This is a genomic window from Cupriavidus plantarum, from assembly GCF_905397285.1.
Taxonomy (GTDB): Bacteria; Pseudomonadota; Gammaproteobacteria; order Burkholderiales; family Burkholderiaceae; genus Cupriavidus; species Cupriavidus plantarum.
Genome location: NZ_CAJPUX010000001.1, coordinates 193,441 through 213,421 on the forward strand (window position 1 = coordinate 193,441; position 19,981 = coordinate 213,421).

The following is a 19,981-nucleotide window of genomic DNA, read 5'->3' on the forward strand; positions in this document are numbered from 1 at the left end:
ACGTGCTGGGGCAAAAAGAAGAAGGCCGCCATCGCTGGCGGCCTTCGGCGCGTGAGGGGAGGGGGCCGTCGTCAGACGCCGCCGCCACCCGTAGGGGTGCCAGTCCCCGCCCCGAGCTTCCGCTCGAGTTCGGTCACGCGCGCTTCGAGTTCCTCTAAACGGGCACGCGTGCGGGCCAGCACCTGGGATTGCACGTCGAATTCCTCGCGGGTCACGAGGTCGAGGCGCGCAAAGCCCTGGCTCATCATGCTGCGGACGTTCTTCTCGATGTCCTTGGCCGGCGAATTGCGCAACGCCTCGCTGACCTTGCTCTGCAGATCGTTGAAGAGATCGGTCGGTTTCATGGCGAAACTCCTTAAAAACGGATAACGGTTCGAGAGGCTTGCGCCGCGTCCCGCACGCTCGCACCTTGTTTGTGCACGCGCGTGGCGCACTGGGTTCGCCCCGGCATGGTCATGCACTGCGATGGGGCAATTCCCGCCGGGGGCACGGCGCGCTCGCCGCCACCGCCCCTGTGGTTTGCCCACCGCACGACCGCGCGCAGGTTACACGACTTTTCGGCCCCCGCATGACGCGGATTATGACCCCTTGGCGCCCGCCATGAAAGCCGTGGCAAGGGTTTGCCCGCATCTTTTCGTGTTTTCGCGAAAGCACGACTGGCTCCATCCATCTGGGCAAAAGTGGTTCTGACGGCGCACGTCCATCTGTTTGACCGCCGAAACCTCCATGAATTTCATCGGCGATACAGGCTGGCACGCCTGTTGCAGTAATGAAGCCAAAGAGCCAGCCGCGATACAGAGCGGGGCCACACTCAAGAACAGTAGCTTCACGAGCCCATGAAGATTGAGGAAAAGGAGGAATCACCCATGAAGAAGTCGACCCTCGCAGTCAGCGTCAGTGCGGCCCTGTTGAGCCTTGCGGCATCCGCCGCGCTCGCCCAGAGCGCCCCGGATGCCGCGGCCCCCGCCGCAGCGCCCGCCGAGGAAGCGTCGCCGCACACGTTCTCCGCTAACGTGGCACTGGTGACCGACTACCGCTATCGCGGTATCAGCCAGACCAACCGTCGTCCGGCGATCCAGGGTGGTTTCGACTATTCGCATTCCAGCGGCTTCTACGTCGGTAACTGGAACTCGAGCATCAGCTGGCTCGAGGACGCCGACTCGTCGGTGTCGGCGCCGGTGGAAATGGACTTCTACGCGGGCTTCAAGAACACCTTCAAGGTGTCGGAACTGGAATTCAACTATGACGTGGGCGTGCTCGAGTACTACTACCCGGGCGGCTACACAACCACGCGTCCTTACACTACGGAACTCTACGCGGGCATCGGCTGGGGCCCCGTGTTCCTGAAGTACTCGCACGCCGTGACCAACCTGTTTGGCTTCGACGACAGCAAGAACAGCTATTACGTAGACCTCGGCGCCAACGTGCCGCTGAACTTCTGGGACCTGACGTTCAACGCCCATGTGGGCTACCAGCACGTGGCCAACTTCAGCGACGCGTCGTACACGGACTGGAAGGTCGGCCTGACGAAGGACCTCGGCAAGGGTTTCTCCATCGCCGTCGCGTACATCGACACGAATGCCGACAAGTCGGTCTACACGAACACCCGTGGCCGCTACGTCGGCAAGGCCACGGCCTGGGCATCGATCACCAAGACTTTCTAAACAAGCATCCGGCCGCGCGGCGCCGTGCACGGCGCCGCCAACAGGAGAAACCCGATGAAACTCATCATTGCAGTCATCAAGCCGTTCAAGCTCGACGAGGTGCGCGAAGCACTGTCCGACGTGGGCGTGTCCGGCATTACCGTGACCGAGGTCAAGGGCTTTGGACGCCAGAAGGGCCATACCGAGCTCTATCGCGGCGCCGAATACATCGTCGACTTCCTTCCGAAGGTGAAGATCGAAGTCGCCGTGCCGGACGACGTGGTCGATCGCGCCATCGAAGCCATCGAGAAGTCGGCACGCACCGGCAAGATCGGTGACGGCAAGATTTTTATCGCACCGATCGAACAGGTCATCCGCATCCGCACCGGCGAGACCGGCGGCGATGCCCTGTGAGACAGAGACACAAAGACAAGAGGTTAATCCAATGAAAACCTGGTTCAAGCGAATCCTGACAGCCGGCGCAATGTCGCTGGCCCTCGGCACGGCCGCACTCGGCACGTCCACCCTTGCCGTGGCGCAGGACAAGCCCGCTGCCGAAGCGTCGGCCCCCGCCGCTGCCGCCACTGCGGCACCGGCCGCTGCAGCTGCTCCCGCTGCCGCAGCGCCGGCCGCCGCGGAAGCCGCGCCGGCCGCTGCGCCCGCGCCGGTCCCGAACAAGGGCGACACCGCCTGGCTGCTGGTCTGCACCGCATTCGTGATCCTGATGACGCTGCCCGGCCTCGCGCTGTTCTACGGCGGCCTCGTCCGCTCGAAGAACATGCTGTCGGTGCTCATGCAGTGCCTCGTGATCTTCTCGCTGGTGTCGCTCCTGTGGGCGATCTACGGCTATAGCTTCGCGTTCACCGAAGGCAATGCGTTCTTCGGCGGCACCGATCGCCTGTTCATGAAGGGCCTCAACGTCGACGCCGTCGGCGCGACCTTCAGCAAGGGCGTCGTCGTGCCGGAACTGGGCTTCTTCGCCTTCCAGTGCGCCTTCGCGGCCATCACCTGCGGCCTGATCATCGGCGCCTTCGCCGAGCGCGCCAAGTTCTCGGCCGTGCTCGTGTTCGTGGTCCTGTGGTTCACGTTCTCGTACATCCCGATGGCCCACATGGTCTGGTTCTGGCCGGGTCCGGACGCCTACACCGACGCCGCCGCCGCGACCGCAGCTACCGCGAAGGCTGGCTGGCTGTTCCAGAAGGGCGCGCTCGACTATGCCGGCGGTACGGTGGTGCACATCAACGCGGCCGTCGCCGGTCTCGTGGGCGCCTTCATGTATGGCAAGCGCATCGGCTTCGGCCGTGAAGCGATCCGTCCGCACAGCCTGACGTTCACGATGGTCGGCGCCTCGCTGCTGTGGTTCGGCTGGTTCGGCTTCAACGCCGGCTCGGGTCTGGAAGCCAACGGCGGTGCCGCCCTGGCCTTCGTCAACACGCTGCTGGCCACCTGCGCCGCCGTGCTGTCGTGGACCTTCGGGGAGTGGATCGGCAAGGGCAAGCCCTCGATGCTCGGTGGTGCCTCGGGCGCCGTCGCCGGCCTCGTGGCCATCACCCCGGCGGCCGGCTTCGTCGGTCCGATGGGCTCGATCGTGATGGGCCTGGTCGCCGGCCTGCTGTGCCTGTGGGGCGTAACTGGCCTCAAGCGCATGCTGGGCATGGACGACTCGCTCGACGTGTTCGGCGTCCACGGCGTGGGCGGTATCGTCGGCGCGCTGCTGACCGGCGTGTTCGCGGCCCCGAGCCTCGGCGGCGTCGGCATCTACGACTACGTGGCCAACAAGGTGGCGGACGACTACTCGATCGCCGGACAGGTCTGGATCCAGTTCGAAGGCGTGCTGACCACCGTGGTGTGGTCGGGCATCGTGGCCCTGGTGGCCTTCAAGCTGGTTGACATGCTGATTGGCCTGCGCGTTCCCGAAGAGGAAGAGCGCGAAGGTCTGGACATTACCTCCCACGGCGAAACCGCCTACGAGGTGTGATCCACAAAAGTGTTGTGCTGGAGAGCTGATTGGGAATCTTCTCTCAGGAGTTTTGCCCGGCCTCGTGCCGGGCTTTTTCTTTTCTGACGCCCGCCAGGCAAGGCCGCGCAACGGGCCGCGCGGGGCGGGACAGGTCCGGGAGTCAATATTCGCAGAGTGCTTAACTCCGATCTTAAAAAGTCTCAATTGTCTTTGAGTGGGAGCGCACATACAGTGCCAGTGAGGCAGTTTCCTCCACCTGCAGAACGCTCCCCGTATCTGTCAGGCCATTTGAAAGCGCGGCGCCCGCCGCGCTTTTTTTTTTGGTATCGCGGCGCCCGCCACGCTTTTTTGCCCCGGCGCCCGCCGCCCTTTTTTATCCCGCCGGCCGTCCGTTTGAAATCCGCCCGATCGACCCCATATCGGCTGCATTCACCAGCCTGCGCATAATGTTATGCGAACCATGCCTGCAGGCTATTGGCCGTTCCTCTACAATCGGGGCGGACAATAAAGACGATCAATTAGGATGGATATGGTCCCGCATCTCATCACCGCTCTGAACGGTCCACTGCTCGAACTCGAGAAGAAGATACTGGACGCCACGCCGTCCATCGAGCGCTGGTTCAGGCTGGAATGGCAGGAACATACGCCTCCGTTCTACTGTTCGGTGGACCTGCGCAATGCCGGCTTCAAGCTGGCGCCGGTCGACACCAACCTGTTCCCGGGCGGTTTCAACAACCTCGCCCCGGAAATGCTGCCGCTGGCCGTCCAGGCCGCCATGGCCGCGATCGAGAAGATCTGCCCGGACGCCAAGAACCTGCTGCTGATCCCCGAGCGTCACACGCGGAACATGTTCTATCTGCAGAACGTGGCCCGTTTGTCGCTCATCATGCGCCAGGCCGGCCTCAACGTGCGGCTGGGCTCGCTGTCGGAAGACATCACCGAACCCACCCCGATCGAGCTGCCGGACGGCCAGACGCTGGTCGTCGAGCCGCTGACGCGGCTGGGCACCAAGGGCCGCCGCCTGGGCCTCGAGAACTTCGACCCGTGCTCGATCCTGTTGAACAACGATCTGTCGGCCGGCGTGCCGCCGGTGCTCGAGAACATCAACGAGCAGTACCTGCTGCCGCCGCTGCACGCGGGCTGGTCCACGCGTCGCAAGAGCAGCCACTTCGCCGCCTATGACGAGGTGGCCAAGAAGTTCGCGCGCCTGATCGACATCGACCCGTGGATGGTCAATCCGTACTTCGCGCGCACGTCGGGCGTGGATTTCCACGAGCGCGTGGGCGAGGAAGAACTGGCCGACGCGGTGGAAGGCGTGCTCAAGAAGATCGCCAAGAAGTATCGCGAGTACGGCATCAAGGAAACGCCGTACGTCGTGGTCAAGGCCGATGCCGGCACCTATGGCATGGGCATCATGACCGTGCGCGATCCGTCCGAGGTCAAGGGCCTGAACCGCAAGGAGCGCAACAAGATGAGCGTCGTCAAGGAAGGCCTCGAGGTCTCCGACGTCATCATCCAGGAAGGCGTGCACACGTTCGAGAAGGTCAACGAGGCGGTCGCCGAACCGGTGGTCTACATGATCGACCGCTACGTGGTGGGCGGCTTCTATCGCGTCCACACGGGCCGTGGCAACGACGAGAACCTGAACGCGCCCGGCATGCACTTCGTGCCTCTGGCCTTCGCGCCGAACGGGATCCCGGACAGCCACGCCAAGCCCGGCGCGGCCGTGCCGAACCGCTTCTATATGTATGGCGTGGTGGCACGCCTTGCGCTGCTGGCCGCCTCGATCGAGCTCGAGAAGACCGACCCGAATCCCATCCTCTGATCGCCGACGGCACGCCTTAGAAGACGACAATGCGCATTCTCTTCATCACCGATCCGCTCGAGACCTTCAAGACGTACAAGGACTCCACCTACGCGATGATGACCAAGGCGGCGTCCCGCGGGCACGAGCTGTTCTTCTGCCTGCAGTCGCAGCTTTCGCTCGCGGACAACGTGGTCGAGGCCACCGTGCGTCCGCTCGAACTCCGCGATGACGCGTACGACTGGTTCAACCTCGGCGAGCCCGGGCGGCAGCCGCTGGCGGCGTTCGACGCGGTGCTGATGCGCAAGGACCCGCCGTTCGACATGGAATACGTGACCAGCACGTGGATGCTGGAGCTGGCGGAGGATCAAGGGGCGCGCATCTTCAACAAGCCGCGCGCGATCCGCGACCATTCGGAGAAGCTGGCCATCGGCCGCTATCCGCAGTTCGTCACGCCGACGCTGGTCACGCGCGATGCCGACCGCATTCGGGCGTTCCACGCCGAGCATCAGGACATCATCGTCAAGCCGCTGGACGGCATGGGCGGCATGGGGATCTTCCGCGTCGGGCCGGACGCCATGAATCTTGGCTCGATCGTCGAGACGCTCGGCGACAACGGCGCGCGCACGCTGATGGTCCAGCGCTTCATCCCGGCCATCAAGGAGGGCGACAAGCGCATCCTGCTGATCGGCGGCAAGCCCGTGCCGTACTCGCTTGCGCGTATTCCGCAGGGAAGCGAGGTCCGCGGCAACCTCGCCGCGGGCGGCCTCGGTCGTGCGCAGGAACTGAGCGCGCGCGATCGCGAGATCGCGGAGACGCTGGCTCCGGGACTGTGGGCGCAAGGCCTGCTGCTCGTGGGTCTCGACGTGATCGGCGACTACCTGACCGAGGTCAATGTGACGAGCCCGACCTGTTTCCAGGAAATCACGCAGCAGACCGGCTTCGACGTCGCGGGCATGTTCATCGACGCGCTGGAAGCGGCAGTGGCGGAAGCGGACCGAGGCTAGCGCACCACAGGCGGCCGGATAAGCGGAATGGCGCGAAGGGGGGCCTGCTACAATTCGAGCATCCCAACGCGCTCACCACCATGGCAGGAATCCTCATCATCGCGCATGCACCGCTGGCTTCGGCGCTGCGCGATTGCGCTGCCCACGTCTACTGCGGCCAGCCGCCGCGGCTCGAGGCGATCGACGTCGTGCCCGATGCCGACCCCGCTGCCGTGCTGGCCGAGGCGCGACGACGCCTGGCCGCGGTCTCCGAGGACAACGGCGCGCTCGTCCTGACCGATATCTTCGGCGCCACGCCCGCGAACATCGCCGCGCGTCTCGCCGACCCCGGCCGCGTCAAGGTGCTGGCCGGCGTCAATCTGCCCATGCTGGTCCGTGCCATCTGCTATCGCGCGGAAAAGCTCGACCAGCTGGCGACCAAGGCCCTCGCCGGCGGCGCGCAGGGCGTGCTGCAGGTCGGTGCCACCACTGTTCAGAATCAACAAGCCAACCACCCCGATAAATATGCTGCAGAGGGACACCACCATCATCAATAAGCTCGGGCTGCATGCCCGGGCCTCGGCCAAACTGACCCAGCTGGCGGGCAAGTTCTCGAGTCAGGTCAAGATGTCGCGCAATGGGCGGCAGGTCGATGCCAAAAGCATCATGGGGGTGATGATGCTGGCGGCGGGTATCGGCTCCACGGTCACGCTCGAGATCGACGGTCCCGACGAGCAGGAGGCGATGGACGCCCTGCTGGCGCTGATCGCCAATCGCTTCGGCGAGGGTGAGTAACGCAGGTTTCTTCAACGTTCCTGATCGGAGCGGTTCATGCCCTTTGCCTTGCACGGCATTCCGGTTTCGCGTGGGGTCGCCATCGGGCGCGCCCATCTTCTCGCGCCCGCTGCGCTCGACGTCTCGCATTATCTGGTGGATGAGGACCGGATAGAAGCCGAGGTCGGGCGATTGCGCGACGCGCGGGCCGCGGTGCGCGCGGAACTGGTTACGCTGAAGCGGGACCTGCCGCGCGATGCGCCGGAGGAAATGGGCGCCTTCCTCGACGTGCACGCGATGATCCTCGACGACGAAGCGTTGTCCGAGGAGCCCGAGGCGCTGATCCGCAACCGCCGCTACAACGCGGAATGGGCGCTGACCACGCGGCTCGAGGAGTTGATGCGTCAGTTCGACGAGATCGAGGACGAGTACCTGCGCGAGCGCAAGGCCGACATCGAGCAGGTGGTCGAGCGGATTCTCAAGGTGCTTGCCGGCGCGCCCGTGCTGGCCCCCGCGCCCGTGCCCGCGCTGGCGCCGGACGGCGAACCCGCGCCCGGCGTCATCGTCGTCGCCCACGATATCTCCCCGGCGGACATGCTCCAGTTCCGCCATACCGTGTTCCACGGCTTTGTCACGGACCTCGGCGGCCGGACTTCGCATACCGCGATCGTCGCGCGCAGCCTCGACATTCCCGCCGCGGTGGGCGTCAAGAGCGCCAGCGAGCTGATCCGCCAGGACGACTGGATCATCATCGATGGCGACGCGGGCCTCGTCATCGTCGATCCGTCGCCGATCATCCTCGAGGAATACCGCCACCGCCAGAGCGAACGCGCGCTGGAAAAGAAGCGCCTGCAGCGGCTGCGGCATACGCCCGCCGTCACGCTCGACGGCCTCGAGATCGAGCTGCTCGCCAATATCGAGATGGCCGAGGATGCGGGTTCCGCGCTGGCTGCCGGCGCCGTGGGCGTGGGCCTGTTCCGCTCCGAATTCCTGTTCATGAACCGCCGCGACGAGTTGCCGGGCGAGGATGAACAGTTCGCGGCCTACCGCGGCGCGGTGGAGGCGATGCATGGCCTGCCCGTGACGATCCGCACGATCGACATCGGCGCCGACAAGCCGCTTGACTCGCGCAACGAGGACTTCGAGACCGCGCCGAATCCCGCGCTGGGCCTGCGCGCGATCCGTTGGTCGCTGTCCGAGCCGGCGATGTTCCTGACCCAGTTGCGCGCGCTGCTACGCGCCTCGGCATTCGGCCCCGTGCGGCTGCTGATCCCGATGCTGGCGCATGCCAGCGAGATTACGCAGACGCTGGACCTGATCGCGCAAGCCAAGCGGCAGCTCGACGAGCGCGGCCTGCCGTACGACCCGGGCGTCAAGGTCGGCGCGATGATCGAGATTCCGGCGGCCGTGCTGCTGCTGCCGCTGTTCCTGCGGCGCATGGACTTCCTGTCCATCGGCACCAACGACCTGATCCAGTACACCCTGGCGATCGACCGGGCCGACAACGCCGTGGCGCACCTTTACGATCCGTGCCATCCGGCGGTGCTCCAGCTCGTCGCGCGCACGATCCGCGAGGCGAACCGCGCGGGCGTGCCCGTCGCGGTGTGCGGCGAAATGGCGGGGGATCCCGCGATGACGCGCCTACTGCTCGGCATGGGTCTGCGCGAGTTCTCGATGCACCCCTCGCAGCTGCTGCGCGTGAAGCAGGAGGTCATCCACGCCGACTGCGAGCGGCTCGGTCCCCTCGTGGATCAGGTGCTCACCGCGTATGAACCCGACGAGCTCGCCGCCGCGCTCCAGCGCGTGGCACAACCCTGAGATTCGAAGGGTTATTGCGATTTCCCTCATGGATTCGCCGTCACTTTCGTCGCAAATTCAAGCACGGAAGTGACGGTCTCCGCGCCCCCCGCCGCGGATAGACCACAGCCGTTTAATGGGAATTGTTATCATTTTCGATCTCTGTTAATCTCCTCTCATCGTGCTTGACATGCCGGTGTCGCACGAGGCCCCCAGCCCCCGAGGAGTATGTTGTGTACGTCTGCATCTGCAATCAGGTCACCGATCACGAGATTCACGGCGCTGCCCATCTTGGCGTTTCGACCATGGATGAGCTAGCCGAAACGCTCGGCGTTGGCACGTGCTGCGGACGTTGCACCGATTGCGCGAAGGAAGTGCTCGCCGAAGGCGTGGCTGCTGTGCGCAATATGTCTCCCGCCCCCAAGATCTCGACGATTCAGATTGTGGAGATTTCTTCCTGTTCGGCTTCCGCGCCACATGCGATAATGGACGCTCGGGACCCGGCAGTCGCGAACGATCAACGCTCCGAGCTTGTTGCCTGAGCTTTTGATCCACCAGAATTTGTGAAGTATGCAGCGTGCCAGCGGACAAGATCCGCGGCGCGCTTTTGTGCTTTCGCGAATTCCGCATTCACACCGGGCCCGCTTGCACACTTAGGAGCCCCGTATGAAAGGTGACAAGAAGGTCATCCAGCATCTGAACGCGCAGCTGAAGAACGAGCTGACCGCGATCAACCAGTATTTCCTGCACGCGCGCATGTACCGCCACTGGGGCCTGAAGAAGCTCGGTGATGTCGAGTACAAGGAATCGATCGGCGAGATGAAGCACGCCGACCGCCTGATCGACCGTATCCTCATGCTCGACGGCCTGCCCAACCTGCAGGATCTGCACAAGCTGCTGCTCGGCGAAGACACGCCCGAAATGCTGAAGTGCGACCTGAAGCTGGAGCAGACCGCTCACGCCACGGTCAAGGAAGGCATCGCGTACTGCGAGTCGGTGGGCGACTACGTCAGCCGCGAGATCCTCGTCGATATCCTCACGGATACCGAAGAGCACATCGAATATCTGGAAACGCAGCTCGACCTGATCGACAAGGTTGGCCTGCAGAACTATCTGCAATCGCAGATGGAGCCCGGCGCCGAATAAGCCGGCGCGGCGCGTGACGCTGACAAGGCGTCACCGCTTTTGTGCGCGATGAGGCAATAACCGTTCTCATTCGGATTCTTGTCTTCATCCAGTCATCGGTTCCACAGGCCCCGCGGTGGCTCCCCGTCAGGGCGCCCGGGACCGATGACCACCCCTCGGCAGCTTCCGCCCCATCTTCCGCCTCACCTTCCGCCTGACCTTCCGCCTCACCTTCCGCCTCACCTTCCGCCTGACCTTCCGCCTGACCTTCCGCCTGAGCTTCCGATTCAGTCCCCGCCACACACCTCGCAGTCCGGCGCGCGCGCCAGCCGCATCTCGGTCCACTCCATCGTCAGGGCATTGACCATCAGCAGCCGCGCGGCAAGCGGCTTGCCGACGCCAGACAGCAGCTTCAGCGCTTCCGCCGCCTGCACCGTACCCACCATGCCGACCAGCGGCGCAAACACGCCCATCGTCGCGCACGCGGCCTCGCTCGCCGGTTCCGACGGCGGGAACAGGCAGCCATAGCAGGGCGCGTCGGGGTCGCGCAGGTCGTAGACGCTCACCTGTCCATCGAAGCGCAGCGCCGCCCCGGAGACGAGCGGCACGCGGTGCGCGAGGCAGGCCCGGTTGATCGCATGGCGTGTGGTGAAGTTGTCCGTGCAATCGAGCACCACGTCGGCCTGCGCCACGAGCGGCCCGAGTTCGGCCTCGCTGACGCGGTGGGGCACGACCTGGATGTCGAGGTCCGGATTGATCCGCAGCATCGCCTCGCGCGCGGACTCGACCTTGGGTCGGCCCACGTTGGCCGTGGTATGCACGATCTGGCGCTGCAGGTTGGTCAGGTCGACTTCGTCGTCATCGACGATCGTGATATGGCCGACGCCAGCGGACGCCAGATAGGGCAGCGCGGCCGCGCCGAGCCCGCCGGCCCCGATCACGAGCGCCCGCGCCGCGAGCAGGCGCTCCTGTCCCTCGATACCGAATTCGTCCAGCAGGATATGGCGCGAGTAGCGCAGCAGTTGGTCGTCGTTCATGGCGGCAGGAAACAAAAACGGCCCGCTGTCGTGCAACCGCGGGCCGTGAGAGGGGTATGACAGCGCTACCGGTTCAGCGCGCCTTGCCGGTCGGCGTACCAAGCGGCTCGCCGATCGGAGCGCTCGCGGGCGGTTGCGCCGGTTGCGCGGGCTTGGCCGGCGCCGTCTTGCTGGCAGGCTTGGCGGCGGGCTTGTCGGCCGGCTTGGCGGTGGTGTCGGGCTTCTCGTCAGGCTTGCCGGCGGCCTGCGTCAGTTCGAGGCGCGACTTCGACTTCTTGACGGGCTGGCCGCTCAGTTGGGCGATGGCCTGCTGGAGCATGAAGTCGTCCGCCGAACCGAACTCGACGGGCTTCTTGCGGCGCTCCTTCTCGCGTTCTTCCGGCGTCTTCTTCGCGTTCTCTTCCTCGAGGCGGCGCAGTTCTTCCACGCGACGCTGTTCGCGCTCGGCCATTTCCGGCTCCTCCGACTCCTGCTTGTTGTGCAGGTGGCGTTCGGTATCGATCTCGCGCGTGATCAGCGCGTCGTCCGGATCGCCCTCGGGGTTCTGATCGACCGGGACGTCGGGGCGGATGCCCTTGGCCTGGATCGACTTGCCGGTCGGCGTGTAGTAGTACGCGATCGTCAGCTTGATGCCCGTGTCGTTCGTCAGCGGACGCACGGTCTGCACCGAGCCCTTGCCGAACGTGGTCTTGCCCATGATCAGCGCGCGGTGGTGATCCTGCAGCGCGCCGGCCACGATTTCCGATGCCGAGGCCGAGTAGGCGTTGGTCAGCACGACCATCGGGATCTTCTTGAACAGCGGCGGCAGATCCTTGAGCGGATCGTCCTCGAGCGACGACAGGCGGTAGTTGTTGAACGACGCCTTGTACACGCGCTTGGCGTCCGGCACCTGGCCGTTGGTCGACACCACCGTGGCGTCTTCGGGCAGGAACGCCGCGGCGACGCCCACGGCGCCTTGCAGCACGCCGCCACCGTTGTTGCGCAGATCGAGGATCACGCCCTTCAGGTTCGGATTCTTCTGCGCCATCTCGGTCAGCTTGCGGCCGAGGTCGGCCACGGTGCGTTCCTGGAAGCTCGTCAGGCGAATCCAGCCGATGTCACGGTCGAGCATCTTGGTCTTGACCGACTGCACGCGGATTTCGGCACGCGTGATCGAGACCGGGAACGTGCGTTCCTCGCTCTTGCGGTAGATCGTCAGGGTGACCTTGGTGCCCGGCTCGCCGCGCATGCGCTTGACCGCCTGCTCCAGCGGCAGGCCGCGCACGGGCTTGTCGTCGATACGCGTGATCAGGTCGCCCGGCTGGATGCCGGCGCGGAAGGCAGGCGTGTCCTCGATCGGGTTGATGACCTTGACCAGGCCTTCTTCCTGCGAGATCTCGATGCCGAGACCCGCGAAGCGGCCGCGGGTGCCTTCCTGCAGTTCCTTGAAGTCCTTCTCGTCCAGATAGGCCGAGTGCGGGTCGAGGCTGGCGACCATGCCCTTGACGGCTTCGGTCAGCAGCTTCTTGTCATCGACCGGCTCGACGTATTCACGCTTGATCTGCCCGAAGATATCGGACATCAGCCGCAACTGGTCGAGCGGCAGCGGTCCGGAAGAGTTCTGCGCCGTCGCCGAAATCTGCAGCGTGGCGAGCACGCCGGCTACGACGCCGATGGAGACGAGGCTAATGTTCTTGAGCGACTTACGCATGAGGGCAGCCTGAACGTGTGAGGATTTTGCCTGATGGAATCCAGCGGGCGCCGCGGCGGATGCCACGGCGGGTGCCCGGACCAGATTTGTCCGACAGTATAAGAGGGTGCGGGAAAAAAGGCCTGCGCGTCACCGCGGGACGGTGGGCGCGGCCACATTGGCGGCGGGCGGCATGCCTCGCCAGCGTGGCCGGTTCATCCCGAATCCCCCGCGGGACGGTCAGCGTGCCTTGCCCTGGTTGGCCACGGCGGCCAGCGAAGCGGCGATCGCGTCCGCATCGCCGAGGTAGTAATGGCGCAGGGGGCGCAGGTTGGCATCCAGTTCGTACACGAGCGGGGTGCCATTGGGAATATTGAGGCCGACGATGTCGTCATCCGAAATCTGATCCAGGTACTTCACCAACGCGCGGATGCTGTTGCCGTGGGCGGCGATCACCACGCGCTTGCCGGATTGGATATCGGGAGCGATGGATTCGTTCCATAGCGGAATGACGCGGGCGACCGTGTCCTTCAGGCATTCGGTCAGCGGGATCTGTTCGCGCGGCACGTTGGCATAGCGCGGATCGTCGTATGCGGCGCGCTCGTCGGTCGGCTCCAGCGCGGGCGGCGGCGTGTCGTAGCTGCGGCGCCAGACCAGTACCTGCTGGTCGCCGTACTTCGCGGCGGTCTCGGCCTTGTTCAGGCCCGACAGCGCGCCGTAGTGGCGCTCGTTCAGGCGCCATTCGTTGCGCACCGGGATCCACATCAGGTCCATTTCGTCCTGCACGTGCCACAGCGTGCGGATCGCGCGCTTGAGGACGGAGGTGTAGGCGATGTCGAACGACAGGCCGGCTTCCTTCAGGAGCTGACCCGCCTGGCGCGCCTGCGCAGCGCCGGTATCGGTCAGATCGACGTCGACCCAGCCCGTGAAGCGGTTTTCGAGATTCCACGTCGATTCGCCGTGGCGGATGAGAACGAGCTTGTACATGCTGCTTCCAGGGAGTAAGTAACCTGCGCGCGCCGCACCTTGGAAAATCAGGGGTGGCGCCAAACGGCGTATTTTATAATGCCGCCGACCCAACCCAACGGAAATGCCAACGTGAATTTCTTCGCCGACTACAACAACCTGGCCCTGCTCGCGATCGCGGTGGTCTCCGGCGGCCTCCTGGCCTGGCCGGCCATCGTCCGCGGAACGAGCGGCAAGAGCGTCAATACCGCCGCCGCCACGCAACTGATCAACAAGCGGAATGCGGTCGCCGTCGATGTGCGCGACGCCGCCGAGTACGCGAAGGGCCACATGCCGCAGGCGAAGAGCGCGCCCCTTGCCGACCTCGCGAACCGCGCGCCCACGCTCGCCAAGGACAAGACCGCGCCGGTCATCGTGATCAGCCAGACCGGCCAGCACCTGGGGAAGGCTCAAGCAGCGTTGAAGGAAGCCGGGTACAGTGAGGTCTACGCGCTCGAGGGCGGCATGGCCGCCTGGCAGCAGGCTGGCTTGCCAGTCGTCAAGTAACCGGCAGTTTTTTCAGCAGAAGGAGATTTCGCATGGCCCGCGTCGTCATGTACAGCACGGTGGTTTGCCCTTATTGCCAGATGGCCGAGCGCCTTCTGCGCCAACGCGGCGTCGAGACGATCGAGAAGATCATGATCGACCGCGAGGCGGGCAAGCGGGAGGAAATGATGTCGCGTACCGGCCGCCGTACCGTACCGCAGATCTATATCGACGAACGTCACGTGGGCGGTTTCGACGACCTCTCCGCGCTGGACCGCCAGGGCGGGCTGGTGCCGCTGCTCGCCGCCTGAGATCGCGGCGCGCGGCACACTTCCGTCACACTTTCGCGGCCTGTCGCCTCCGGCGGGTCGCGAAATTCTGATTCCTCCACTACCGGGTGAATTCGCTACCCGCGTCATGTACCATATGCGCTTTCCAACCGGGCCCGGCCCGCGCGATCGCGCATGCCGGCACCCGCCTCAGTACCTTCTCTGTCAATCCGGAAGCCTCTCATGAGCGACCAGCAACAAGCTACCCAGCAGGACGACCAGCCCTTCTTCAACATCCAGCGCGTGTACCTGAAGGACATGTCGCTCGAGCAGCCGAACTCGCCGCAGATCTTCCTCGAGTCGGAAGCGCCGGCTGTCGAGGTGCAGGTCAACGTGGCCGCTGCCCAGCTGCAGGAAGGCATCTTCGAAGTCGTCGTGACCGGTACGGTGACCACCAAGGTCCAGGAAAAGGTGGCGTTCCTCGTGGAAGCGCATCAGGCCGGTATCTTCGATATCCGCAACGTGCCCGTGGAACAGCTCGACCCGCTGCTCGGCATCGCCTGCCCGACGATCCTGTACCCGTACCTGCGCGGCAATATCGCCGACGTGATCACGCGTGCGGGCTTCCAGGCCATCCATCTTTCGGAAATCAACTTCCAGGCCCTGTACGAGCAACGCCTGCAGGCCGCGATGGCCGAAGCCGGCCAGCAGGGTGAAGGTTCGGGCATCGTCATGCCCGACGGCAGCCAGGCGCGTCACTGATGTGACGGCCCTCTTCGCCACGATGTGGGTGAAGAGGGCTCCCCTGAAGTCATGAAAATCACGATCCTTGGCGCTGGTGCCTGGGGCACCGCCCTGGCAAGCCACGCGGCCACCGCCCACGACGTGGTGCTGTGGGGCCGCAATGCCGGCGACCTCGCGGCGATGGCCGCCAGCGGCATCAATGCTGGCTATCTGCCCGGCATCTCTCTTTCTCCCAAACTCGTTTGCGAACCCGATTTCACGCGTGCGGTGGCGCATGCCGCGTCGGACCCGGACGGGCTCATCGTCGTCGCCACGCCGGTGTCGGGGCTGCGCGAGACCACGCGTCGCATCGCCACGCTTGCCGCCCCTGCGGCGCCGGTGCCGATGCTGTGGCTCTGCAAGGGCTTCGAGGCCGAAACGCACGCGATGCCGCACCAGATGGTGCGTGAAGAACTCGATGCGATCGCGGGTGCGGTGGCGCTCGACTATGGCGTGCTCACGGGCCCGAGCTTCGCGCGGGAGGTCGCGCAGGGTTTGCCATGCGCACTGACCGTGGCCGGCACGTCGCCGATGGTCGGCGAGCGGGCGCAGGCCGCGTTTCACCATCGCGCGATGCGCATCTACCGCAGCGAAGACCTCATCGGCGTCGAAGTCGGTGGCGCGGTCAAGAACGTGCTCGCGATCGCCACGGGCGCGAGCGATGGACTGGGTCTCGGGCTCAACGCGCGCGCCGCGCTCGTGACGCGCGGGCTGGCGGAGATGACGCGCCTGGGCATCGCGCTTGGCGGGCGGCTCGATACCTTCATGGGTCTGGCTGGGGTGGGCGATCTGATCCTGACCGCGACGGGCGACCTGTCGCGCAATCGCAAGGTCGGCATGCAGCTCGCTTCCGGCAAAACGCTCACGCAGATTCTTGCGGACCTCGGTCATGTAGCCGAGGGCGTGCGCTGCGCGCAGGCCGTAAACTCGTTAGCCGCGCGGCACGGTGTCGACATGCCGATCACCCGTGCGGTCTGCGCGGTGCTGTTCGAGGGGCTCGGCGCCGCCGATGCGGTCGAGCAGCTGTTGCAGCGAGACGCGCGGGACGAGTCCCCTCTGCACTGAGCACTCCCGGAACTTCCATGAATCGTCGTCGCGCGCTTGGCGTGCTTCTTCCGTTGGCGGCCCTCGGCCGCCTGCCCAGCGCTTTTGCGCAGGACTGGCCCGCTCGGCCGCTCCGCATGATCGTGCCATTTCCGGCGGGCTCGTCGCCCGACCTCATTGCGCGGCTGCTGACAGAACGGCTGGCCGCGGTGCTGGGGCAGCCCGTCGTCGTGGAAAACCATCCGGGTGCCGGCGGCAATATCGGCACGGGCATGGTCGCGCGCGCGACGCCCGATGGCTACACGCTGCTGTTCACGATCAACGGCCCGCTCGTCACGGCCCCCACGCTCTGGCGCAACCTCAACTACGATCCGGTCCGCCAGCTCGCACCGGTCACATTGGTGGCCACGTCACCGAACGTGCTGGTCATCGATGCGCGGCTGCCCGCGCGCACGTTGCAGGAGTTCGTCGCCCTGGCGAAGTCGAAGCCTGGCGCCCTGAACTACGGCTCGGTGGGCAATGGCAGCGCCGCCCATCTGGCGATGGAGCAACTGAAGGCGATGGCGGGCATCGATCTCCAGCACGTGCCGTATCCCGGCTTTCCGCAGGTGACCACGGCGATCGTCGGCGGTCAGGTGCAGGCGGGGTTCATGGTGCCCGCGATCGCGATGCCGCTCGTGCAAGCGGGCAAGCTCCGCATGCTTGCGGTCACGACCACGGGTCGCTCGTCGCTGCTGCCGTCCGTGCCCACGGTGGCGGAGTCCGGTTATCCGGGATTCGAGGCGATTTCGTGGCAGGCCGTGCTGGCCCCGGCGGGGACGCCCGCGCCGATCGTCGATCGGCTCTATCGCGAGCTCGTGGCGATCATCGGCAGGGAGGACGTGCGGGAGAAAATGCGCGCGCAGTATTTCGCGCCTGCGGGCACGGCGCCGGCTTCGCTACGGCAGACCATGGCTATCGAGAAAGTACGCTGGGACAAGGTCATCCGCGCGGCGCACGTGCAGCCGGAATAGCGATCGGCGCTCAGGCGCCGCCGGCAAATCCGTTTTGACGCCATGCCTCGAACACGACCACCGCGACGGTGTTCGACAGGTTGAGGCTGCGATTGTTGGGACGCATCGGCAGGCGGATGCGGCGCGTCGTTGGAAACCACTCACGCCGCTCGGGCGCGAGGCCGCGCGTCTCCGAGCCGAACACGAACCAGTCGCCTGGCTGGAAGGCGACCTCGCCGAACGGCGTCGAGCCGTGCGTCGTGAGCGCGAACATGCGATCGACGTTCGGCTGTTCGCTGGCCATCAGCGCGTCCCAGTTCTCATGCACGCGCATGTTCGCGTACTCGTGATAGTCGAGCCCCGCGCGGCGCATACGGGCGTCTTCCAGTGGAAATCCGAGCGGCTTCACCAGATGTAGCTGTGCCCCCGTGTTCGCGCACAGGCGGATGACGTTGCCGGTGTTGGGAGGAATCTCGGGCTCGACGAGGACGACGTTGAACATGCGGAGGGGAATCGGCTTTGAAAACGCTGCGGAGCTTAACGCCTGCTTGCGGCGGGGGCAATCATGGCGTGCGGAGGGCGCAGAGCACGGTGACGCGGACGGCGCCATGCGCCTTCAGCACATACGCGGCCTCGCGCAGCGTGGCACCTGTGGTCATGACGTCGTCGACGATGCCGATGTGGCGGCCTTCGATGGCTGCTGGCCGCGTCACGACGAACGCGCCCTGCACGTTGGCCAGGCGATCGTTCAGGTTCAGCAGGTGCTGCATGGCGGCATCGCCTCTGCGCGCCAGCACGGTGGCATCGGACGGGATGCCGAGCCTGCGCCCAAGCGGCCGTGCGATTTCCCAGGCCTGATTGAAGCCGCGCGTGGCCAGGCGCTCGCGGGCAAGGGGGATGGGGATCAACAGGTCCGGCCATGGCCGGTACGATGCGGCAGGGCGCGCAGGGGGTGTGCCGGCATGCGGGTCCGCGAGCCTGTCCGCGAGGGCTTCGGCAAACCACCGCGCATGCGGGAGCGCCACGCCGCGCTTCAGCGCGAGCACGAGCGCGTCCAGCGGCGGCGCGTAGTCGCCGAGCGTCAGGGCCGCGTCGATCGGCGGCGGGTCCGCCCGGCAAGGCAGGCAGCGGCGCCCTTGCGGGCTCCGCAGCGCGCAGAGGGGGCAGCGGGGCTCAGGCGCGAAGTGCTCCGCCACGCAGGCAGCGCAGACGACTTCCGCCTGCACCCTGCCGCACAGCGCGCACGCCGAGGGCAGGAGCGTCCGGCACATGCGCCCCGCCCGGCGGGCGAGGGCGCCGATAGCGCCGATAGCGCCGATAGCGCCGATAGCGCGGCCGGCAAGTGGGATATCGGCCGAGGGGATGCCGGCTGGGCGCGCGGGGGCGTGTATCGGCCGGTGCGCCGGCGCGGCCGTCCGTACGACCGCGCCTTCGGCCGTCCGTACGACCGCGCCTTCGGCCGTCCGTACGACCGCGCCTTCGGCGCGAGCCGGGGAGGGCGCGTATACTTGCGGCCGGTCCATGCGTTGCGGCCCGTCCATGTGCCGCGGCGGCGCGGCGCGCGCGCCGGCCTTTTCGCTGTCACCCTGCCGTCCGCCACCCTCTTTATCGAATTCCTCGTGTCCTCGCATTCCGCCACCCCCGATGCCTGGCTGCCGCCCACGCGGCTGACCCGTCTCGCCTTCGACCGGCGTAGCGCCGGGTTCGGGCAACTCGACTTCATGCTCGGCGAAATCGGCCGCCGCATGCAGGAACGCATGGAGGTGATCCGGCTCGCGCCACGCCGCGCGCTCGATCTCGGCTGTGGGCATGGGCAAGGGCTGGCCGGCCTGCGAGCGCGCTTCCCCGATGCGCAGATCGCGGGCCTCGACGTATCGGGCGCCATGCTGCGCCAGGCCGCGCAGCGCGATCCGCAGCGCCAGCCCGGCTGGATCGGCCGCATGCTTGGCAAGCGGCCCGTGTTCGACCTCGTGCAGGGTGATCTTGCCACACTGCCTTTCGACGCGGCCAGCTTCGACCTGCTGTGGTCGAACCTCGCGCTCCACTGGCATCCGGAGCCCCATGAGGTGTTCCCGGAATGGCATCGCGTGACGCGCGACGACGGCCTCGTGCTGTTCTCGCTGTTCGGCCCGGACACGCTGCGCGAGGTCCGCGACGCGTTCGCCGACGTCGATCTGGAGGCCCACACGCTGCGTTTCGTCGACATGCATGATATCGGCGACATGCTCGTGCACGGCGGCTGGTCCACGCCCGTGATGGACATGGAGACCCTGACCGTCACCTACGAATCCCCCGAAACCCTGCTGCAAGAGGTCCGCGCGTTCGGCGGCATGCGGCGTCCGGGACCCGCCGGCCTGCGCGGCCGGCGCTGGTATCGCTCGGTGCTCGACGCGCTGGAGCGGCGCCGCAACGCGGACGGCGTGATCCCGCTGACGTTCGAGATCGTCTACGGCCACGCGTGGAAACTCGCGCCGCGCGCGCGGCAGGCCACCGACGATCAGGGACGCGCCGTCGTGCCGGTCGACAAGATTGGCCGCGCGCGTCCGCGACGCTGAGCCACACACGGTCCCTGCGACAGATTGTCGCGAGACAATGGCGCAGGTGCAC

Annotated in this window: 22 protein-coding genes; 16 read left to right on the forward strand and 6 right to left on the reverse strand. The window is 66.0% G+C overall.

Annotated features, from left to right (window positions below):
* Positions 1-71: 71 nt before the first annotated feature.
* Positions 72-344: an accessory factor UbiK family protein gene (locus tag KHP16_RS00915; RefSeq protein ID WP_109582232.1), complete on the reverse strand. Its 273-nt coding sequence runs from the start codon at positions 342-344 to the stop codon at positions 72-74.
* A gap of 522 nt (positions 345-866) precedes the next feature.
* On the opposite strand from KHP16_RS00915, the gene KHP16_RS00920 reads away from it, so the two are divergent.
* The 10 genes from KHP16_RS00920 (at position 867) to bfr (ending at position 10,110) form a co-directional block, all read left to right on the forward strand.
* Complete coding sequence (locus KHP16_RS00920; protein WP_109582231.1) at positions 867-1,664, forward strand: TorF family putative porin; 798 nt, start codon at positions 867-869, stop codon at positions 1,662-1,664.
* A gap of 54 nt (positions 1,665-1,718) precedes the next feature.
* Positions 1,719-2,057, forward strand: coding sequence for a P-II family nitrogen regulator (locus tag KHP16_RS00925; protein ID WP_109582230.1), 339 nt, complete (start codon positions 1,719-1,721; stop codon positions 2,055-2,057).
* 31 nt (positions 2,058-2,088) lie between these two features.
* Positions 2,089-3,621 (forward strand): ammonium transporter, encoded by a 1,533-nt coding sequence (amt, locus tag KHP16_RS00930; protein WP_109582229.1) that lies wholly within the window; start codon positions 2,089-2,091, stop codon positions 3,619-3,621.
* A gap of 511 nt (positions 3,622-4,132) precedes the next feature.
* Positions 4,133-5,428 carry a glutamate--cysteine ligase gene (gshA, locus tag KHP16_RS00935; RefSeq protein WP_109582795.1) on the forward strand — a complete coding sequence of 432 codons (1,296 nt, stop codon included), beginning with the start codon at positions 4,133-4,135 and terminating at the stop codon, positions 5,426-5,428.
* A 29-nt stretch (positions 5,429-5,457) separates the two neighbouring features.
* Positions 5,458-6,414, forward strand: a complete 957-nt coding sequence (gene gshB, locus KHP16_RS00940; protein ID WP_109582228.1) for a glutathione synthase — start codon at positions 5,458-5,460, stop codon at positions 6,412-6,414.
* A gap of 80 nt (positions 6,415-6,494) precedes the next feature.
* A complete protein-coding gene (locus tag KHP16_RS00945; protein WP_109582227.1) occupies positions 6,495-6,950 on the forward strand; it encodes a PTS sugar transporter subunit IIA in 456 nt (151 codons plus the stop codon).
* On the forward strand, positions 6,919-7,188 hold the full coding sequence (locus KHP16_RS00950; RefSeq protein ID WP_109582226.1) for an HPr family phosphocarrier protein: 270 nt from the start codon (positions 6,919-6,921) through the stop codon (positions 7,186-7,188). The genes KHP16_RS00945 and KHP16_RS00950 overlap by 32 nt, the downstream gene beginning before the upstream one ends.
* 36 nt (positions 7,189-7,224) lie before the next feature.
* Positions 7,225-8,985: a phosphoenolpyruvate--protein phosphotransferase gene (gene ptsP, locus KHP16_RS00955; protein ID WP_115953860.1), complete on the forward strand. Its 1,761-nt coding sequence runs from the start codon at positions 7,225-7,227 to the stop codon at positions 8,983-8,985.
* A 212-nt stretch (positions 8,986-9,197) separates the two neighbouring features.
* Entirely contained in the window at positions 9,198-9,506 is a 309-nt protein-coding gene (locus tag KHP16_RS00960; RefSeq protein ID WP_109582224.1) for a (2Fe-2S)-binding protein, read from the forward strand.
* 124 nt (positions 9,507-9,630) lie between these two features.
* Positions 9,631-10,110 carry a bacterioferritin gene (gene bfr / locus KHP16_RS00965; RefSeq protein ID WP_109582223.1) on the forward strand — a complete coding sequence of 160 codons (480 nt, stop codon included), beginning with the start codon at positions 9,631-9,633 and terminating at the stop codon, positions 10,108-10,110.
* A 266-nt stretch (positions 10,111-10,376) separates the two neighbouring features.
* On the opposite strand, the gene KHP16_RS00970 is transcribed toward bfr, so the two are convergent.
* The 3 genes from KHP16_RS00970 to gpmA all read right to left on the reverse strand — a co-directional run bounded on the left by KHP16_RS00970 (position 10,377) and on the right by gpmA (position 13,782).
* Complete coding sequence (locus KHP16_RS00970; RefSeq protein WP_211959438.1) at positions 10,377-11,126, reverse strand: HesA/MoeB/ThiF family protein; 750 nt, start codon at positions 11,124-11,126, stop codon at positions 10,377-10,379.
* Between the two features lie 73 nt (positions 11,127-11,199).
* On the reverse strand, positions 11,200-12,816 hold the full coding sequence (locus KHP16_RS00975; protein ID WP_121492034.1) for a S41 family peptidase: 1,617 nt from the start codon (positions 12,814-12,816) through the stop codon (positions 11,200-11,202).
* Positions 12,817-13,035: 219 nt separating this feature from the next.
* Positions 13,036-13,782, reverse strand: a complete 747-nt coding sequence (gpmA, locus tag KHP16_RS00980) for a 2,3-diphosphoglycerate-dependent phosphoglycerate mutase (RefSeq protein ID WP_109582220.1) — start codon at positions 13,780-13,782, stop codon at positions 13,036-13,038.
* Positions 13,783-13,893: 111 nt separating this feature from the next.
* Here gpmA and KHP16_RS00985 point away from each other — a divergent pair, with 111 nt between their 5' ends.
* The 5 genes from KHP16_RS00985 (at position 13,894) to KHP16_RS01005 (ending at position 17,395) form a co-directional block, all read left to right on the forward strand.
* On the forward strand, positions 13,894-14,307 hold the full coding sequence (locus KHP16_RS00985) for a rhodanese-like domain-containing protein (RefSeq protein WP_109582794.1): 414 nt from the start codon (positions 13,894-13,896) through the stop codon (positions 14,305-14,307).
* A gap of 32 nt (positions 14,308-14,339) precedes the next feature.
* The gene (grxC, locus tag KHP16_RS00990; protein WP_109582219.1) at positions 14,340-14,597 is read left to right on the forward strand and encodes a glutaredoxin 3; all 258 of its coding nucleotides are present in this window, start codon (positions 14,340-14,342) and stop codon (positions 14,595-14,597) included.
* A 201-nt stretch (positions 14,598-14,798) separates the two neighbouring features.
* On the forward strand, positions 14,799-15,317 hold the full coding sequence (secB, locus tag KHP16_RS00995) for a protein-export chaperone SecB (protein ID WP_109582218.1): 519 nt from the start codon (positions 14,799-14,801) through the stop codon (positions 15,315-15,317).
* 51 nt (positions 15,318-15,368) lie between these two features.
* Positions 15,369-16,403: an NAD(P)H-dependent glycerol-3-phosphate dehydrogenase gene (locus KHP16_RS01000; RefSeq protein WP_211959439.1), complete on the forward strand. Its 1,035-nt coding sequence runs from the start codon at positions 15,369-15,371 to the stop codon at positions 16,401-16,403.
* A gap of 17 nt (positions 16,404-16,420) precedes the next feature.
* Positions 16,421-17,395, forward strand: a complete 975-nt coding sequence (locus KHP16_RS01005) for a Bug family tripartite tricarboxylate transporter substrate binding protein (RefSeq protein WP_109582216.1) — start codon at positions 16,421-16,423, stop codon at positions 17,393-17,395.
* Positions 17,396-17,405: 10 nt separating this feature from the next.
* Here KHP16_RS01005 and trmL read toward each other — a convergent pair whose 3' ends face one another.
* Both trmL and KHP16_RS01015 read right to left on the reverse strand, forming a co-directional pair.
* Positions 17,406-17,876 carry a tRNA (uridine(34)/cytosine(34)/5-carboxymethylaminomethyluridine(34)-2'-O)-methyltransferase TrmL gene (gene trmL, locus KHP16_RS01010; RefSeq protein WP_109582215.1) on the reverse strand — a complete coding sequence of 157 codons (471 nt, stop codon included), beginning with the start codon at positions 17,874-17,876 and terminating at the stop codon, positions 17,406-17,408.
* A gap of 61 nt (positions 17,877-17,937) precedes the next feature.
* Positions 17,938-18,915 carry a ComF family protein gene (locus tag KHP16_RS01015; protein ID WP_244835613.1) on the reverse strand — a complete coding sequence of 326 codons (978 nt, stop codon included), beginning with the start codon at positions 18,913-18,915 and terminating at the stop codon, positions 17,938-17,940.
* A gap of 78 nt (positions 18,916-18,993) precedes the next feature.
* Between KHP16_RS01015 and KHP16_RS01020 the strand changes: the two genes are divergently transcribed.
* Positions 18,994-19,929, forward strand: coding sequence for a methyltransferase domain-containing protein (locus KHP16_RS01020; RefSeq protein ID WP_211959440.1), 936 nt, complete (start codon positions 18,994-18,996; stop codon positions 19,927-19,929).
* Positions 19,930-19,981 lie beyond the last annotated feature (52 nt).

Coding starts and splice junctions, on each gene's coding strand:
- KHP16_RS00915 (WP_109582232.1), bottom strand. CDS start 344: ATGAAACCGACCGATCTCTTCAACGATCTGCAGAGCAAGGTCAGCGAG.
- KHP16_RS00920 (WP_109582231.1), top strand. CDS start 867: ATGAAGAAGTCGACCCTCGCAGTCAGCGTCAGTGCGGCCCTGTTGAGC.
- KHP16_RS00925 (WP_109582230.1), top strand. CDS start 1,719: ATGAAACTCATCATTGCAGTCATCAAGCCGTTCAAGCTCGACGAGGTG.
- amt (WP_109582229.1), top strand. CDS start 2,089: ATGAAAACCTGGTTCAAGCGAATCCTGACAGCCGGCGCAATGTCGCTG.
- gshA (WP_109582795.1), top strand. CDS start 4,133: ATGGTCCCGCATCTCATCACCGCTCTGAACGGTCCACTGCTCGAACTC.
- gshB (WP_109582228.1), top strand. CDS start 5,458: ATGCGCATTCTCTTCATCACCGATCCGCTCGAGACCTTCAAGACGTAC.
- KHP16_RS00945 (WP_109582227.1), top strand. CDS start 6,495: ATGGCAGGAATCCTCATCATCGCGCATGCACCGCTGGCTTCGGCGCTG.
- KHP16_RS00950 (WP_109582226.1), top strand. CDS start 6,919: ATGCTGCAGAGGGACACCACCATCATCAATAAGCTCGGGCTGCATGCC.
- ptsP (WP_115953860.1), top strand. CDS start 7,225: ATGCCCTTTGCCTTGCACGGCATTCCGGTTTCGCGTGGGGTCGCCATC.
- bfr (WP_109582223.1), top strand. CDS start 9,631: ATGAAAGGTGACAAGAAGGTCATCCAGCATCTGAACGCGCAGCTGAAG.
- KHP16_RS00970 (WP_211959438.1), bottom strand. CDS start 11,126: ATGAACGACGACCAACTGCTGCGCTACTCGCGCCATATCCTGCTGGAC.
- KHP16_RS00975 (WP_121492034.1), bottom strand. CDS start 12,816: ATGCGTAAGTCGCTCAAGAACATTAGCCTCGTCTCCATCGGCGTCGTA.
- gpmA (WP_109582220.1), bottom strand. CDS start 13,782: ATGTACAAGCTCGTTCTCATCCGCCACGGCGAATCGACGTGGAATCTC.
- grxC (WP_109582219.1), top strand. CDS start 14,340: ATGGCCCGCGTCGTCATGTACAGCACGGTGGTTTGCCCTTATTGCCAG.
- secB (WP_109582218.1), top strand. CDS start 14,799: ATGAGCGACCAGCAACAAGCTACCCAGCAGGACGACCAGCCCTTCTTC.
- KHP16_RS01000 (WP_211959439.1), top strand. CDS start 15,369: ATGAAAATCACGATCCTTGGCGCTGGTGCCTGGGGCACCGCCCTGGCA.
- KHP16_RS01005 (WP_109582216.1), top strand. CDS start 16,421: ATGAATCGTCGTCGCGCGCTTGGCGTGCTTCTTCCGTTGGCGGCCCTC.
- trmL (WP_109582215.1), bottom strand. CDS start 17,876: ATGTTCAACGTCGTCCTCGTCGAGCCCGAGATTCCTCCCAACACCGGC.
- KHP16_RS01015 (WP_244835613.1), bottom strand. CDS start 18,915: ATGGACGGGCCGCAACGCATGGACCGGCCGCAAGTATACGCGCCCTCC.